Raw genomic sequence first — 14,957 nt, 5'->3', positions numbered from 1 at the left:
GGTGCTCGGCGGGGCCGCGCTCCCCGCGCTGGTCCAGCGTGGGGCGGCCAGCTGCGGCGCCCCTCGCCAGGTGAGCCAAGCACGCCGGGGCGGAGTCATCGGCGACCGACGCCGTGGGGGCCGACGCCGGCAGAGGAGCACCCCTGACCACCGCCGAAGACGGCCACGGAGCCGCGGCGGGGCGGGCGGGCCGCGACCTCGCCGCGCGGCGGCGTGCCGACCACCGCCGACCGGAGACGCCTCCAGGCCGAAGGCCGCGGGCACCCCGCCCGGCGGTGGCCGGGGCGTGCCCCGACGCCGCGGGCCCGGCGAAGACCAGCCCCGTACCCCCGCCCCGCCAACCCCACCCGGCAACCTTTCCGTCCCGCGCGGCAACCGCAGGGCATCAGCATGTCCGGCACGTCTCCACGGGATGGAGTCACCCCCCATGTCCACAACGGACCGGCGCCCCCGGCGGCGCCTCACTGGACCGCTCGTCAGCGCCCCTCTCGCCCTGGCCACAGGTGCCGTGCTGGTCGCCGCGGGCGCACCGGCGGCGCAGGCCAAGGCCGCGGCGACGATCGTCGTCGCGAAGGACGGCAGCGGCAACTACACCACCGTGCAGGCCGCGGTCAACGCGGTGCCGGCGAACAACACCTCCGCCGTTACCATCTCCGTCAAGCCCGGCACGTACCGCGAGACCGTGAAGATCCCCAGCAACAAGCCGCATATCCGGCTGGTGGGCACCACCAGCAGCAAGAACGACGTGACCATCGTCTACAACAACGCCTCGGGCACCCCCAAGCCCGGCGGCGGGACCTACGGCACCAGCGGCAGCGCGACCTTCGCCGTCGAGGCGGACGACTTCCAGGCCCGCAATCTGCAGTTCGTCAACGACTTCAACGAGGCGAACACCAGCATCACCGACAAGCAGGCGGTCGCGCTGCGCACCGCGGGCGACAAGATCGTCCTGGACAACATCGGGGCCCTGGGCGACCAGGACACCCTGCTGCTGGACTCGGCGAGCAAGGACAAGGTCGGCCGGGTGTACGTCAACAACGCCTGGATCCAGGGCAATGTCGACTTCATCTTCGGCCGCGCCTCCGCCGTGATCACCAAGTCGACGATACGGCTGGTCAAGCGGTACGACGGCAGCTCGGCCGGATATGTGGCCGCGCCGTCGACCGCGGCCGGCAAACACGGCTTCCTGATCATCAACAGCAACGTCACCGGCGATGTCAGCGACCGCAGCCACTACCTCGGCCGCCCCTGGCACGCGGGCGGCGACGCGAGCCTGGACCCGCAGGCCATCGTCCGCAACACCGCCCTGAGCGCCGCGGTCCGGACCACCCCGTGGACGGATATGAGCGGCTTCTCCTGGAAGGACGACCGGTTCGCCGAGTACAAGAACACCGGGGCGGGTTCGGGGTCGGCGAGCACCGACCGACCTCAGCTCAGCGACTCCCAGGCCGCGGACTACGAGATCGCGGACTGGCTGGGCGACTGGACGCCCTGACGGCTCCGGTCCCCGGAACCCGGCCGCCGGTCCCGTCGGGGGGCTGGACCGGCGGCCGGCTCACATCGTTACCACCGACGGCCGGCCCACCATCGCGTGGGCCGGCCGCCACCCGCGGTCAGCCGCGGGCGCCCAGCAGGTGGTCCATCGCCAGCTGGTCCAGGCGCTCGAAGGCCATGCCGCGCTCCGCCGCGGCCGTGACGTCGAACTCCTCGAAGGCGGCGCGGTCCGCGAGCAGACCGGCCAGGGTCTCCCCCTCGCCGAGCGTCGGGAGCGCCAGCTCGTCCAGGCGCGACGCGCGCAGCGCCTCCTGGACCTCCGGGTCGGCGCGGAAGGCCGCGGCCCGCTCCTTGAGGATGAGGTAGTTGCGCATGCACCCGGCGGCGGACGCCCAGACGCCCGCGATGTCCTCGGTGCGCGGCGGCTTGAAGTCGAAATGGCGCGGGCCCTGGTAGCCGGCCGTCTCCAGGAGGTCGACGAGCCAGAAGGCGGCCCGCAGATCGCCCGCCCCGAAGCGCAGGTCCTGGTCGTACTTGATGCCGGACTGCCCGTTGAGGTCGATGTGGAAGAGCTTGTCCGCCCACAGCGCCTGGGCGATGCCGTGCGGGAAGTTCAGCCCGGCCATCTGCTCATGGCCGACCTCGGGGTTGACGCCGAACAGCTCGGGCCGCTCCAGCCGCTCGATGAAGGCGAGGGCGTGGCCGACGGTCGGCAGGAGGATGTCGCCGCGCGGCTCGTTGGGCTTGGGCTCGATGGCGAACCGCAGGTCGTATCCCTGCTCGGTGACATAGGCGGCGAGCAGGTCGAAGGCCTCCTTCATCCGGTCGAGCGCGGCGCGTACGTCCTTGGCGGCGCCGGACTCGGCGCCCTCGCGCCCGCCCCAGGCCACATAGGTCTTGGCGCCCAGTTCGACGGCGAGGTCGATGTTGCGGATGGTCTTGCGCAGCGCGTAGCGGCGGACGTCCCGGTCGTTGGCGGTGAACGCGCCGTCCTTGAAGACCGGGTGGGTGAAGAGGTTGGTGGTGGCCATGGGCACGGTCATGCCCGTGGCGTCCAGGGCCTCCCGGAAGCGCTTGATGTGTGACTCGCGCTCGGTCTCGGAGGCGCCGAAGGGGATCAGGTCGTCGTCGTGGAACGTTACGCCGTACGCGCCGAGCTCGGCGAGCCGCGTCACGGACTCGACGGGGTCGAGCGCCGGGCGGGTGGCGTCCCCGAAGGGGTCCCTGCCCTGCCATCCGACCGTCCACAGACCGAAGGTGAACTTGTCCTCGGGGGTGGGGTTGTAGCTCATCGCGGCTCCCTCGCCTATTTCGTCATGGCGCTTTACAAATTAGTATGCACGAGCATTCCGGGGAAGCCCCGCTCAGCCGGACACTGGTCAGCCGGAGATTGGTCGGCCCCACACCGACCAGCCTCACACCTGGCCAGCCGTACACAGGAACGTGAAAGGGAGAGCGCGATGGCAGCAGCAGCCGTGCCCGTGCCCGAGGGACCGTTGGTGATCGGCGTGGACAGCTCCACGCAGTCCACGAAGGCACTGGTCGTCGACGCCGCGACCGGCCAGGTCGTCGCGCGCGGCCAGGCGCCGCACACCGTCGGCGGCGGAGCGGGGGGTGACGGCAAGGAGAGCGACCCCGAGCAGTGGTGGCGGGCGCTGGCCGAAGCGCTCGGCCAGTGCGGGGCGCACGCCCGGCAGGCGGCCGCGATCTCGGTCGGCGGCCAGCAGCACGGCCTGGTCACGCTGGACGCCGCGGGGCGCCCGGTGCGCCCGGCGCTGCTGTGGAACGACGTGCGCTCGGCCCCGCAGCGCGACCGCCTGGTCGAGGAGCTGGGCGGGCCGGCGGCGTGGGCGGAGCGGATCGGCAGCGTGCCCGCGCCCGCCTTCACCGTCACCAAGTGGGCCTGGCTGAAGGAGACCGAACCCGAGGCCGCGCGGGCCACCGCCGCCGTCCGGCTCCCCCACGACTACCTCACCGAACGGCTCACCGGCCAGGGCACGACCGACCGCGGCGACGCCTCCGGCACCGGCTGGTGGGCGTCGGCGAGCGAGTCGTACGACGGGGACATCCTGGAGCGCGTCGGTCTCTCCCCCGACCTGCTGCCGCGCGTACTGCGGCACGGCGAGGCGGCCGGAACCGTACGGCACCGCCCGGACCTGCCGCTGCCCGACGGCGCCCTGGTGGCCACCGGTACGGGCGACAACATGGCGGCGGCGCTCGGCCTCGGGCTGCGGCCCGGGCAACCCGTACTGAGCCTGGGCACCTCCGGCACCGTCTACGCCGTCTCGGCGCGCCGCCCCGCCGACCCCACCGGGGTGGTCGCGGGGTTCGCGGACGCGCGCGACGCCTGGCTGCCGCTGGCCTGCACGCTCAACTGCACGCTGGCCGTGGACCGGATCGCCGCCCTGCTCGGCCGCGAGCGCGAGGCGGTGGAGCAGGGCGGCTCGGCCGTCCTGCTGCCGTTCCTCGACGGCGAGCGCACCCCCGACCTGCCGCTGGCCTCCGGGCTGCTGTACGGGCTGCGCCATGACACGACGCCGGGTCAGCTGCTCCAGGCGGCTTACGACGGGGCCGTGTTCGCGCTGCTCACCGCGCTCGACCGGGTCCTGGACGCGGACGCCGCGCCCGACGCTCCGCTGCTGCTCATCGGCGGCGGCGCCAAGGGCGCGGCGTGGCGGGAGACGGTGCGCCGCCTCAGTGGCCGGCCCGTCCAGGTGCCCCGGGCCGAGGAGCTGGTCGCACTCGGCGCGGCCGCCCAGGCCGCGGGCCTGCTGCTGGGCGAGGACCCGGCAGCGGTGGCCCGGCGCTGGAAGACGGCGGAGGGGCCCTCGTACGAGGCGGTGAAGCGCGACGAGGTGGCGCTGGAGCGGCTGGGCGGGGTCCTGTCCGATGCCGACGCGTTGCTGCGCAGCTCCACGCCGTAGGGTCGGGGCCGGGCCACGGAGGTACAGCGCGGGGTCCATCACCGCCAGGACCCACGGCAAAGACAGGAGACCCGTCAGGTGGCAGCGCCACTGCCCAACACTCAGCAGGCGATGCGCAGACGCAACCTCTCCCTCGTGCTGCACACCGTGGCCGCGCACGGCCCGCTGTCCCGCGCCGCCGTCGCGGCCCGGATCGGGCTGACCCGGGCCGCCGTCTCGACGCTTGTCGACGAGCTGGCCCGGGACGGGCTGCTGGTGGAGCTCGGGCCGTCCCGGCCGGGCACGGTCGGCCGCCCCGGCAGCGCGCTGCAGCTCAACGAGCGCGGACCGGCCGGTCTTGGCGCGGAGATAGGCGTGGACCACCTGGCAGTGTGCGCGATGGACCTCGGTAGGCGGGTGCGGGTACGGGCCCAGGTCGAGTCGGCGAACCGGGACGGCGCGCCGGGCCCCGTGCTCGGGCGACTCGCCGAGCTCGTACGGCGTGTCGCGGCGGAGGCGGAGGGCGAGGGGCTACGGCCGGTGGGGCTCGCGGTGGCGGTGCCCGGGCTGGTGGCGCGCGAGTCCTGCGTAGTCGTGCGGGCGCCGAACCTCGGCTGGCAGGGCGTGGATGTGGGCCCCACGCTGCGCGAGGCGCTGCCGGGCCTGCCCCTGACCGTCGACAACGAGGCCAACTTGGGCGCGCTCGCGGAGCTGTGGCTCGGCGGGCACGACCCCGCGCCGCGTGACTTCGTACATGTCTCGGCCGAGATCGGTATCGGTGCCGCCGTGGTGATCGACGGACGGCTGCTGCGCGGAACGCATGGATTCGCGGGCGAGCTGGGCCATGTGCCGGTGCGGCCCGAGGGCCCCGCGTGCGTATGCGGCGGGCGCGGCTGTCTGGAGCAGTACGCGGGCGAGGAGGCCGTGCTGCGGGCCGGGGGCATCCCCGCGGAACAGGCCGCCGACGCGCACCGGGCTCCCGGGAGCCGGATCGCCCTGCTGGCCCGGCGCGCGGCGGACGGCGACCAGAAGGTGCGGCGCGCGCTGCGCGGCGCGGGTGCGGCGCTGGGCATCGCCCTGGCGGGCACGGTGAACCTTCTCGACCCGCAGAAGGTGGTGCTGGGCGGGGCGCTCACCCCGCTGGCGCCCTGGCTGCTGCCCGCCCTGGAGCGGGAACTGGCGCAGCGGCTCACGGATCCCGCCAGGCCGGGCCAGGACGTGGTGACCGTCTCCCGGCTGGGCTCCGACGGCCCGGTGCTGGGCGCGGCGGGCTCGGTGGTTCAGGGGGTCCTGGACGACCCGGCGGCGCTGAGGGAGGACGGCGCGTAAAGCATCCAGGGGGAGCCCTGCGGACCGGCTGAGCCCTGTGGCTTGGCTGAGCCCTGCGACCCGGCTGCTTCCGGCGTGTCGTGAGTGCTGTCGCCCGACTGGCCGACACGCGCCTCCCAAGGAGGCGCGTGTGGTGATCATATGATCTGCCAGTGACTGCCGTGAGTCCGCGGGGCGGTTCAGTGAGCGCCGCGCAGGAAGTTCTCCAGACCCGCCAGGTCGTCGGTGTTGATGTAGTCGACGTCGGCGGCCAGGAGCTCGCGCCACAGTGCCTCGCGCTCCGCACCCGCCACGTCGGGGGTGGCCCAGAAGCGGACGCGCTGGCCGTTGGCGTGCGCCGAGCCCACGATCTGACGCAGCTTGTCCCGCTCGGCCGACGGCATCTGACCGGCGCCCAGCCAGCTGAAGCTCTGCGTCCAGTTGCTGCTGATGAGCGGGATGAAGGAGGCAGGCACACCGCTGCCCAGGTCCTCGAGACGCCCGTCGTAGAAGGCGTGGCGCACCCGCTCGGCCTCCATGGGGGCCCGCGCGCCACGGTCGCCCGAGATGACGGGGGCCACCGCGGAGCGGCGCACCCGGCCGCCGACGCCGCCGTGGGCGCTGGACAGCATCGAGTGGTAGGGGCGCAGGCGCTTGGCGAGTTCGAGGTAGGTGGGCTCGCCCGCCGTCTTGATGTCGATGAGCAGCTGGAGCGTCAGGTCGTGGCCGCGGTAGACGCGGCCGCCGTTCTGCTTGACGCGCCGCGCCAGCGGGTCGAGGTAGAGCGACTCCAGGGTGCGGGTGGGGTCGAGGTCTTCCGCGTCATGGGCGACCAGCAACTGGCCGTCCACCAGCCAGATGTCGGCCTCGACGCTCCCGAAGCCGTGGGAGAGCGCGTCGGTGAGCGGGTGCGGGTGTTCGTAGTCGTTGTGGGCGTGGGCTCTGGCCAGCGGCGGCTTGCCCCTGCCGGAGCCCGAACTCGCGTATGCGGGGGCGGCTATCCCGCCCGCCACAGCTGCTCCGAGGGTGACGACAAAGGCACGGCGCGTACGGCGGACCATGGGGGCCTCCCGGCTCTTGCCCCGGCTCCGGGCCGAGGTTGCACGACGGACGCCAGTGAGTATCGGGGCGGCGTGGGCCGGTTGGGCAGGGGCGTGCGAAGAGTTCCGCGGGTGGTCTCCAGCCATTTCCGTACCGTTCCCGCGGCACGCGCGGCGCGTCCCGAAGCGATGGCCCTGGCCTGGTGGTTGACGGGAGGTGCGCCGTGGCAGTGAGGAGACCCGCGGGAAATACGCGAACGCGTGCGGGGGTGGCGGTGGCGGTGGTCCTCGCCTGGGGCGTACTGGCCGGAGCGGGCCCGGCCGGGGCGGGTTCCGTGCCCACCCTTCACGCCGCGCCCCGCTATCTGGAGCACACCGCGCTGGCGCCCGGCGTGGAGTACCGCCAGTTCACACTGGCCACCTCGCACGGCACGGCGCTGGGCCATCTGCTCACCGTCGATCTGCGGCAGCCTGAGGTCTCGCTCGACCTGCTCCACCCCGACGCGGTCGCCTCGCGCGCCCGGGTCTCCACGATGGCCGCCGAGCGCTCCGCGATCGCCGCCGTGAATGGCGACTTCTTCGACATCACCGAGACCCAGCACCCCGGCGTGAACGCGACGGGCGCCGCGGTGGGCCCAGAAGTCACGGGCGGGCTGCCGCTCAAGTCGGCGGTGCCCCAGGGCCAGCGGTTCGGCCCGGCGGCACCGCTCGGCACCTCCACCGAGGACGTCATCGGGGTCGGCGCCGACCGGATCGCCCGGGTGGGTCGGCTGACCCTGCGCGGCACGGTGACGGCGGAGGGGCGGGGCACCCGGCCGCTGCGCGGGCTGAACCAGTACGCGGTGGCCGTGGACGGCATCGGGGCGTACACCTCCGACTGGGGCAGCGCGTCCCGGGTGCGGGCCACCTGCGGTGTGGACACCGCCCGGTCGGCGCCCTGCAGCGCGGAGACCTTCGAGGTGACGGTGCGTGAGGGCCGGGTCGCCGAGCGGGCGGTCATGCCCGGCAAGGGCCCGATCGAGGCCGACTCGTTCGTCCTGGTGGGGCGGGAGGCGGGGGCGCGGGCGCTGCGCGAGCTGCGGGTGGGCGACCCGGTGCGCTTCGACTACGGGCTGCGCGATACGCACGGCCCACGGTTCGCCTTCGCGCTCGGCGGCTTTCCGGTCGTGCGCGACCGCCACAGGCTGAAGGGGCTCGACCCGGTCACCGGGGCGGTGCGCACGGCGGCGGGCATCGGCGACCGCGGGCATCGGCTGTATCTGCTGGTGCTGGACGGCGAGATGGCCTACCGCGCCGGGCTGACCCTCAGCGAGCTCGCGGATGTGATGCTGGGCCTCGGCGCCGACGATGTGGTCAACCTCGACGGCGGCGGCTCCTCGACGCTCGTGGCGCGGGAGGCGGACGGTGGGCGGTTGACCGTGCGCAACCATCCCTCGGGCGGCACCGAGCGACTGGTCCCCAACGGGATCGCGGTGTTCAGCCGCGCCCGGCCCGATGTACGGTCTCAGCCCGACGTACCGTCCCAGCCGGACGACCGCCGCTGAGCCCGCGCGACCCGCCGGTCAGGGCCGGACGCTGCTGACCACGTCCGCGGTCGCCGCCAGCCCCTCGGAGATGGTGGGCGCGATGCTGCTGCTGGCCAGGTAGAAGCCCAGCGTGACGCAGACCAGCGCATGGGAGATACGCAGCCCTCCGCTCCGCAGGAAGACCACCGCCAGGATCAGCAGCAGTAGGACCACGGAGATCGAAATGGCCATGGCGAGCCTCCTCAGGCGCTTCATGAGGATCGGAATCCGGCCGCCAGTTTCGCCCAGTTATGCCCTTGACCCGCGCCATCGCGGTGCTCCATACGAGTGCCGATCACGGGTGCGAACGCCCCGGCCGCCCTCGGACGGCACGCCACGGCCGCTCCCGGGGCCGCGCGAAGCGCCACGCGCGGCCCCGGGAACGGGGCTGCTCAGCCGACGGAGGCGGGCAGGTCCACCAGTCCGGCCAGCGCCTCGCGGTGGTGGCCGGGGGTGCCGAGCGCGATCTCGTCGCTCTTGGCCCGCTTGAGGTAGAGATGCGCCGGATGTTCCCAGGTCATGCCGATCCCGCCGTGCAGTTGCACGCACTCCTCGGCAGCGTGCACCGCGACCCGCGCGCAGTACGACTGGGCGACCGCCACCGCGATGGGGACCTCGGGGCCGTCCGCGGCGAGCGCGTCGGCGGCGTGCCGGGCCGCGGCGCGGGCGGAGACCAGCTCCAGCCAGAGCCTGGCCAATCGATGTTTGAGCGCCTGGAACGAACCAATGGGGCGGCCGAACTGATGGCGCTCCTTGGTGTGCCGTACGGTCTCCGCCAAACACCATTCGGCCAGACCCAGTTGCTCGGAGGCGAGCAGCCCGGCCCCCGCCATAAGGGCCCGGCCGACGGCGGCCCGGGCGCGGTCGGGCCCGGCCAGGCGGCGGGCCGGGGCCTGAGCGAAGTGGAGCGCGGCGAGCGGCCGGGTGAGGTCGAGCGCGGTCAGCGGCTCGACGGTGACGCCGCCGGTAACGCCGGTGACGCCTGGGGTGTCGAGGTCCACGGCGTAGAGCCCGTACCCGTCCGGGCCCTCGGCGGGGACCAGCAGCACATCCGCCCCGACCGCGCCCGCCACGCCGCCGACCCGGCCGCTCAGGGCGCCGTCGGCGCCGGCGGTGACGGTCGCGGGCGGCGCGCCGCCGGGCGCGGTGGACAGCGGCAGCGCGAGCGCGCCGACCGCACTCCCCTCGGCGAGCCCGCCGAGCAGCCGGGCCACCTGCTCCTCGTCGGTGTCGCAGCCCAGCAGGGCGGAGACGGCGAGCACGGCGCTGGTGAGATAGGGAACGGGGGCGACCGAGCGGCCCAGCTCCTCCAGCACGACGGCGGCCTCCCGTGCGGTGGCGCCCTGTCCGCCCAGCTTGTCGGGCACCAGCAGCCCGGCCGTCCCCATCTCCACGGCGAGCGAGCGCCACAGCGCGGGGTCGTACGGGCGGCGGCCCTCCGCCTCGGTGAGTACGGCGGAGGGCGGGCAGCGGTCGGCGAGCAGCGACCGCACGGCGGCGCGCAGATCGTCCTCGGCCTCGGAGTAGAGCAGATCGGCCTCGGAAGTGAGCTTGTCCGGGGTACTCATCGGGGCAGGTCCTTCCACGGGAGGTCCTTGTCGGTCCGCGGCTCGGACGGCAGGCCCAGGACGCGTTCGGCGACGATGTTGAGCAGCACCTCGGAGGTGCCGCCCTCGATGGAGTTGCCCTTGGCGCGCAGATACCGGTAGCCGGCCTCGCGCCCGGTGAAGTCGACGAGCTCGGGGCGGCGCAGCGTCCAGTCGTCGTACAGCAGGCCCTCCTCGCCCAGCAGTTCCACCTCCAGGCCGCTGATCTCCTGGTTGAGGCGGGCGAAGGCGAGCTTCATCGCCGAGCCCTCGGGGCCGGGCTGGCCCATCGCGAGTTGCTGGCGCAGCCGTTCGCCCGCCAGCCGGGCGGCCTCGGCCTCCACCCACAGCCCGAGCAGCCGCTGGTGGAGATCGTGGGTGCGCAGCTCGGGCCGCTCGCGCCAGACCGTGGCGATCCGGCCGATCATGCCGCCCTCACGGGGGACGCGGCCGCCGCCGATGGCGACGCGCTCGTTCATCAGGGTGGTCTGGGCGACCTTCCAGCCCTCGCCGACCTCGCCGAGGCGCCGGCTGTCGGGGATGCGCACGCCGGTGAGGAAGACCTCGTTGAACTCCGCCTCGCCGGTGATCTGGCGCAGCGGGCGTACCTCGACCCCGGGGTCGGTCATATCGCAGATGAAGTAGCTGATACCGCGGTGCTTGGGCAGGTCCGGGTCGGTGCGGGCGATCAGGATCGCCCAGCGGGCGAGGTGGGCGCTGGACGTCCAGACCTTCTGCCCGTCGATCACCCAGGTGTCGCCGTCGCGCACCGCCCGGGTGCCGAGGGCCGCGAGGTCGGAGCCGGCTCCCGGTTCGCTGAACAGCTGGCACCACACCTCCTCACCGGTCCACAGGGGGCGCAGCAGACGGGTGCGCTGCTCGTCGGTGCCGAAGCCGAGGATGGTGGGTGCGGCCATGCCGAGGCCGATGCCGATGCGGCGGGGGTCGTTGTCCGGCGCGCCCGCTGCGTCGAGTTCGGCATCCACGACGGACTGCAGGGAGCGGGGGGCACCCAGCCCGCCGAGCCCCACCGGGTAGTGGATCCAGGCGAGTCCGGCGTCGAAGCGGGCCCGCAGAAAGTCCAGCCTGGCCGTGGTGGCCACGGGGTGCTCGGCGAGCAGCTGCCTGACCTGGTCGCGCAGTCCGTCGGCGGTCACCCGCTCCGTGGTCGTACTCATCGCCCCTCCCCCTGGCGCTGCCCCGGGACGACCACGACGCGGCCGGTGGTGGTGCCGTCCGCGACGCGCTGGACGGCGTCGGCTGCCGCGTCCAGCGGCACCCGCTCGCTGACCAGGGGGCTGACCGTGCCCTGGGCGGCGAGGCGCGTCAGCTCGTCGTGGCAGGCGCGGACGGCGGCGGGGTCGTGGGTGTTGTACAGGCCCCAGTGGAGGCCGAGGATGGCGTAGTTCTTGACGAGGGCGTGGTTGAGGGCGGCCTGGGGGACGACGCCGCTGGCGAAACCGACGACCACGATCCGGCCCTCGAAGGCCACGCACTTGACCGACTTGGCGAACGCGTCGCCGCCGACCGGGTCGTAGATCACATCGGCGCCCCGTCCGCCGGTGGCCTCCTTGACAGCCACCACGATGTCCTCGTGCCGCCGGTCGATCACCAGGTCGCAGCCGAGCTCCCGGGCCACCTTGGCCTTGTCCTCGCCGCCGACCACGCCGATCACCCGCGCCCCGTGGGCCTTGCCCAGCTGGACGGCGGCGCTGCCGACGCCGCCCGCGGCGGCGTGCACGAGCAGCGTCTCGCCGGGCTGCAGCCGGGCCCGGCGGTGCAGGCCGAACCATCCGGTCTGGTAGCCGATGTGCAGCGCCGCGGCCTGCGCGTCGTCCAGCGCGTCGGGCGCGGGCAGCGCGGCCGCGGCGCTGACGACCGTGGTCTCGGCGAAGCCGCCGGTGGGCAGCGCGGGGGTGGCAATGACCCGGTCGCCCGGGCGGCCCTGCGCGCCCTCGCCGACGGCCAGGACCTCGCCGCACACCTCGACGCCGGGGGTGAACGGCAGTGGCGGGCGCACCTGGTACTGGCCGCGGCACAGCAGGGCGTCGGGGAAGTTGACGTCGGCGGCCCTGACCCGCAGCAGCAGCTGTCCGGGCCCGGCGGCCGGCTCCGCCACTTCTTCCAGCCGCATCACCGCACGCGGCTCGCCCGTCTCGTGCACTCGCCATGCCTGCATACCGGTGGCCTCCCACGCCCTGTCGGTCGGGGCGCGGTCCCCGCGCCGAGCGCATACTAACCAGTCGGTACGACCAGCGGAACCGTCCGGCGGGGCGCGTCCGGATCACTCCGCCGGGCGACGGATGCACTCTTGTGCGACGCTGGACGGGCCCTGAGGCTGGATGGGCCCTTGAGTCAGACGCCACCGACAGGTGAGGGTGGGCAGCGGCAACGCGGCTCGTAGCAGCCCAAAAAGGCGCGCGAACCGAGCCCATCCACACGGGACGGGAGATGACGACTGTGCCCGACAACCAGGCGATCAACGAAGCCGAGACAGAGGCCCGAATACGCGGCATCTGTTTCAAGACCGGACCGCCCCGGCGGTTCGGTGTCGAGCTCGAATGGCTCGTACACGATGTGCACCACCCCGCACACCCCGTGGAGACCGCCCGGCTGGAGGCCGCGGTCACCGCACTGCGCGAACTGCCGCTCCGGTCCAGCCTCACCTTCGAACCGGGCGGCCAGCTGGAGCTCAGCTCCCTCCCGGCCGGCTCGCTCACCGCCCTGGTGGAGTCCGCCGCCGCCGATCTGGCGCTCGTACGCCCGCTCCTCGCCCGCCTCGGCCTGGGCATCGCCGGCCACGGGCACGACCCCTGGCGCCCGCCACGCCGCTTTCTCGCCACTCCCCGCTACGCCACGATGGAGAGCTACTTCGACCGCCGTGGACCGGCCGGGCGTTCCATGATGTGCAACACCGCCTCCGTGCAGGTGTGTGTGGACGCCGGCCACGACGAGCCGGGACCGCTCGGCGTCGGGCGGCGCTGGCGGCTGGCCCACCTGCTGGGGGCCGTGCTGACCGCCGCCTTCGCCAACTCTCCCCTGCGCCAGGGCGCGCCCACCGGCTACCGCTCGACGCGGCAGGCCCTGTGGACCGCGATGGACCCGGGCCGGACGCTGGCGCCACCTGCCGGCCCGGACCTGCGGGCCGCCTGGGCCGGGTATGTGCTGGACGCGCCCGTGATGGCCATCCGGGACGGCGAGGAGGCGTGGGCCGTGCCGTACGGGCTCACCTTCCGCGACTGGGTCCGCACCGGCGCGCCCCGGCCGCCCACCCGGGACGACCTCGACTACCACATATCGACCCTCTTCCCGCCCGTACGCCCCCGCGGCCATCTGGAGCTGCGCATGATCGACGCGCAGCGCGGCGACGACGGCTGGATCGTCCCGCTCGCCGTCACCGTGGCCCTCTTCGACGACCCTGAGGCGACGGAGACCGTCTACCGCGTGGTGAAGCCCCTCGCCGAAACGGCGGGCCCGGAGCCCGCGCCCGCCAATCCGCTGTGGCGCTCCGCCGCCCGCCACGCCCTCGCCGACCCCGAACTGCGCGCCGCCGCGACCGTCTGCTTCACCACGGCCCTGGAGGCGCTGCCCCGGCTCGGAGCCTCCCCCGCCATCACCTCCGCCGTCGCCGCCTTCACCGACCGCTATGTCGCCCGCGGCCGGTGTCCCGCCGACGATCTGCTCACCCCCGTCACCGGGAAGGAGTACCGGCCATGACCGCTCCCGGCCCCGACACCGACCCCGAGGCGCTGCGCCGCAGCGCCACAGCGGCGCTGCGGCGCGCGCGCGAACGCACCGGCACCCTCACCACCTGCGTCGACGAACACGACCTCACCGCCCAGCACTCCCCGCTGATGTCACCGCTGGTCTGGGACCTGGCCCACATCGGCAACCAGGAGGAGCAGTGGCTGCTGCGCGCGGTCGCCGGGCAGGAGGCGCTGCGGCCCGAGATCGACTCGGTGTACGACGCCTTCGAGCACCCGCGCGCCAAGCGGCCCTCGCTGCCGCTGCTGCCGCCCGCCGAGGCCCGCGGATACGTGGCCGATGTACGCGGCCGGGTGCTCGATGTGCTCGAGCGGATCCCGCTGCGGGGCGGGCCGCTGGTCGACGCCGCCTTCGCGTTCGGCATGATCGCGCAGCACGAGCAGCAGCACGACGAGACGATGCTCATCACCCACCAGCTGCGCCAGGGGCCCGCCGCGCTCACCGCCCCGCCACCGCCGGACACCGCGAACGGCACCGCGCTGCCGGCGGAGGTGCTGATCCCCGGTGGCTCGTTCACCATGGGCACCTCCACCGAGCCCTGGGCCCTGGACAACGAGCGCCCGGCCCACCGGCGGGTGGTCCCCGCCTTCTTCATGGACACCACCCCGGTCACGGCCGGCGCCTACGCGCGGTTCATCGAGGACGGCGGCTACGAGCGGCGGCGCTGGTGGACCGAGGCGGGCTGGCGCCACATCCGCGAGCACAGCCTCACCGCGCCGCTGTTCTGGCGGCGCGAGGGCGGGCAGTGGTTGCGCCGGCGGTTCGGCGTGACGGAGCCGGTGCTGCCCGATGAGCCCGTGGTGCATGTGAGCTGGTACGAGGCCGACGCCTACGCCCGCTGGGCGGGCCGGCGGCTGCCCACCGAGGTGGAGTGGGAGAAGGCCGCCCGGCACGATCCGGCCGACGGCCGGTCCCGGCGCTACCCCTGGGGCGACGCCGACCCCACCCCGGTCCACGCCAACCTGGGCCAGCGCCATCTGCGGCCGGCCCCGGCCGGCAGCTATCCGCGCGGTGCCTCGCCGCTCGGCGTCCGGCAGCTGATCGGCGACGTATGGGAGTGGACGGCCAGCGACTTCCTGCCCTACCCGGGGTTCCGGGCCTTTCCGTACCGCGAGTACTCGGAGGTTTTCTTCGGTGACGCGTACAAGGTGCTGCGCGGCGGCTCCTTCGCCGTGGACCAGGTCGCCTGCCGCGGCACCTTCCGCAACTGGGACCTGCCGATACGCCGTCAGATCTTTTCGGGCTTCCGCACCGCGCGCGACGCGGCGCCCGGGGAAGCGTGAACCGGAAGGGGGT

At 74.0% G+C, this 14,957-nt stretch carries 12 protein-coding genes; 6 read left to right on the top strand and 6 right to left on the bottom strand.

The genetic code is table 11. The features are described from left to right. Positions 1–427: 427 nt before the first annotated feature. Entirely contained in the window at positions 428–1,495 is a 1,068-nt protein-coding gene (locus ACFV2X_RS05445; RefSeq protein ID WP_385611733.1) for a pectinesterase family protein, read from the top strand. A 118-nt stretch (positions 1,496–1,613) separates the two neighbouring features. Here the strand turns inward: ACFV2X_RS05445 and xylA are convergent, their stop codons facing one another. Further along, positions 1,614–2,786 (bottom strand): xylose isomerase, encoded by a 1,173-nt coding sequence (xylA, locus tag ACFV2X_RS05440; protein ID WP_385611731.1) that lies wholly within the window; start codon positions 2,784–2,786, stop codon positions 1,614–1,616. Positions 2,787–2,954: 168 nt separating this feature from the next. On the opposite strand from xylA, the gene xylB reads away from it, so the two are divergent. Then, positions 2,955–4,418 carry a xylulokinase gene (xylB, locus tag ACFV2X_RS05435; RefSeq protein ID WP_385611729.1) on the top strand — a complete coding sequence of 488 codons (1,464 nt, stop codon included), beginning with the start codon at positions 2,955–2,957 and terminating at the stop codon, positions 4,416–4,418. A gap of 78 nt (positions 4,419–4,496) precedes the next feature. After that, positions 4,497–5,726 carry an ROK family protein gene (locus tag ACFV2X_RS05430; RefSeq protein WP_385611727.1) on the top strand — a complete coding sequence of 410 codons (1,230 nt, stop codon included), beginning with the start codon at positions 4,497–4,499 and terminating at the stop codon, positions 5,724–5,726. Positions 5,727–5,905: 179 nt separating this feature from the next. Here ACFV2X_RS05430 and ACFV2X_RS05425 read toward each other — a convergent pair whose 3' ends face one another. Next, positions 5,906–6,766 (bottom strand): phosphatidylinositol-specific phospholipase C/glycerophosphodiester phosphodiesterase family protein, encoded by an 861-nt coding sequence (locus tag ACFV2X_RS05425; protein WP_385611725.1) that lies wholly within the window; start codon positions 6,764–6,766, stop codon positions 5,906–5,908. A 209-nt stretch (positions 6,767–6,975) separates the two neighbouring features. On the opposite strand from ACFV2X_RS05425, the gene ACFV2X_RS05420 reads away from it, so the two are divergent. After that, positions 6,976–8,289: a phosphodiester glycosidase family protein gene (locus ACFV2X_RS05420; RefSeq protein ID WP_385612344.1), complete on the top strand. Its 1,314-nt coding sequence runs from the start codon at positions 6,976–6,978 to the stop codon at positions 8,287–8,289. An 18-nt stretch (positions 8,290–8,307) separates the two neighbouring features. On the opposite strand, the gene ACFV2X_RS05415 is transcribed toward ACFV2X_RS05420, so the two are convergent. The 4 genes from ACFV2X_RS05415 to ACFV2X_RS05400 all read right to left on the bottom strand — a co-directional run bounded on the left by ACFV2X_RS05415 (position 8,308) and on the right by ACFV2X_RS05400 (position 12,075). Continuing rightward, positions 8,308–8,502, bottom strand: a complete 195-nt coding sequence (locus tag ACFV2X_RS05415) for a hypothetical protein (RefSeq protein WP_014174314.1) — start codon at positions 8,500–8,502, stop codon at positions 8,308–8,310. A 200-nt stretch (positions 8,503–8,702) separates the two neighbouring features. Then, a complete protein-coding gene (locus ACFV2X_RS05410) occupies positions 8,703–9,878 on the bottom strand; it encodes an acyl-CoA dehydrogenase family protein (protein ID WP_385611723.1) in 1,176 nt (391 codons plus the stop codon). Next, positions 9,875–11,074 (bottom strand): acyl-CoA dehydrogenase family protein, encoded by a 1,200-nt coding sequence (locus ACFV2X_RS05405; protein WP_385611721.1) that lies wholly within the window; start codon positions 11,072–11,074, stop codon positions 9,875–9,877. Before ACFV2X_RS05405 ends, ACFV2X_RS05410 begins: the two co-directional genes overlap by 4 nt. Continuing rightward, positions 11,071–12,075 (bottom strand): NADPH:quinone oxidoreductase family protein, encoded by a 1,005-nt coding sequence (locus ACFV2X_RS05400; RefSeq protein ID WP_385611719.1) that lies wholly within the window; start codon positions 12,073–12,075, stop codon positions 11,071–11,073. Before ACFV2X_RS05400 ends, ACFV2X_RS05405 begins: the two co-directional genes overlap by 4 nt. Positions 12,076–12,347: 272 nt before the next feature. Here ACFV2X_RS05400 and egtA point away from each other — a divergent pair, with 272 nt between their 5' ends. Together egtA and egtB are read left to right on the top strand one after the other, a co-directional pair. Next, a complete protein-coding gene (gene egtA, locus ACFV2X_RS05395) occupies positions 12,348–13,613 on the top strand; it encodes an ergothioneine biosynthesis glutamate--cysteine ligase EgtA (protein WP_385611717.1) in 1,266 nt (421 codons plus the stop codon). Further along, positions 13,610–14,944, top strand: a complete 1,335-nt coding sequence (gene egtB / locus ACFV2X_RS05390; protein ID WP_385611715.1) for an ergothioneine biosynthesis protein EgtB — start codon at positions 13,610–13,612, stop codon at positions 14,942–14,944. Before egtA ends, egtB begins: the two co-directional genes overlap by 4 nt. Positions 14,945–14,957 lie beyond the last annotated feature (13 nt).

This window comes from Streptomyces sp. NPDC059679 (assembly GCF_042734105.1).
Taxonomy (GTDB): domain Bacteria; phylum Actinomycetota; class Actinomycetes; order Streptomycetales; family Streptomycetaceae; genus Streptomyces.
Note: the sequence above shows the minus strand (reverse complement) of the source record. Positions and strands in the feature narration are given on the sequence as shown.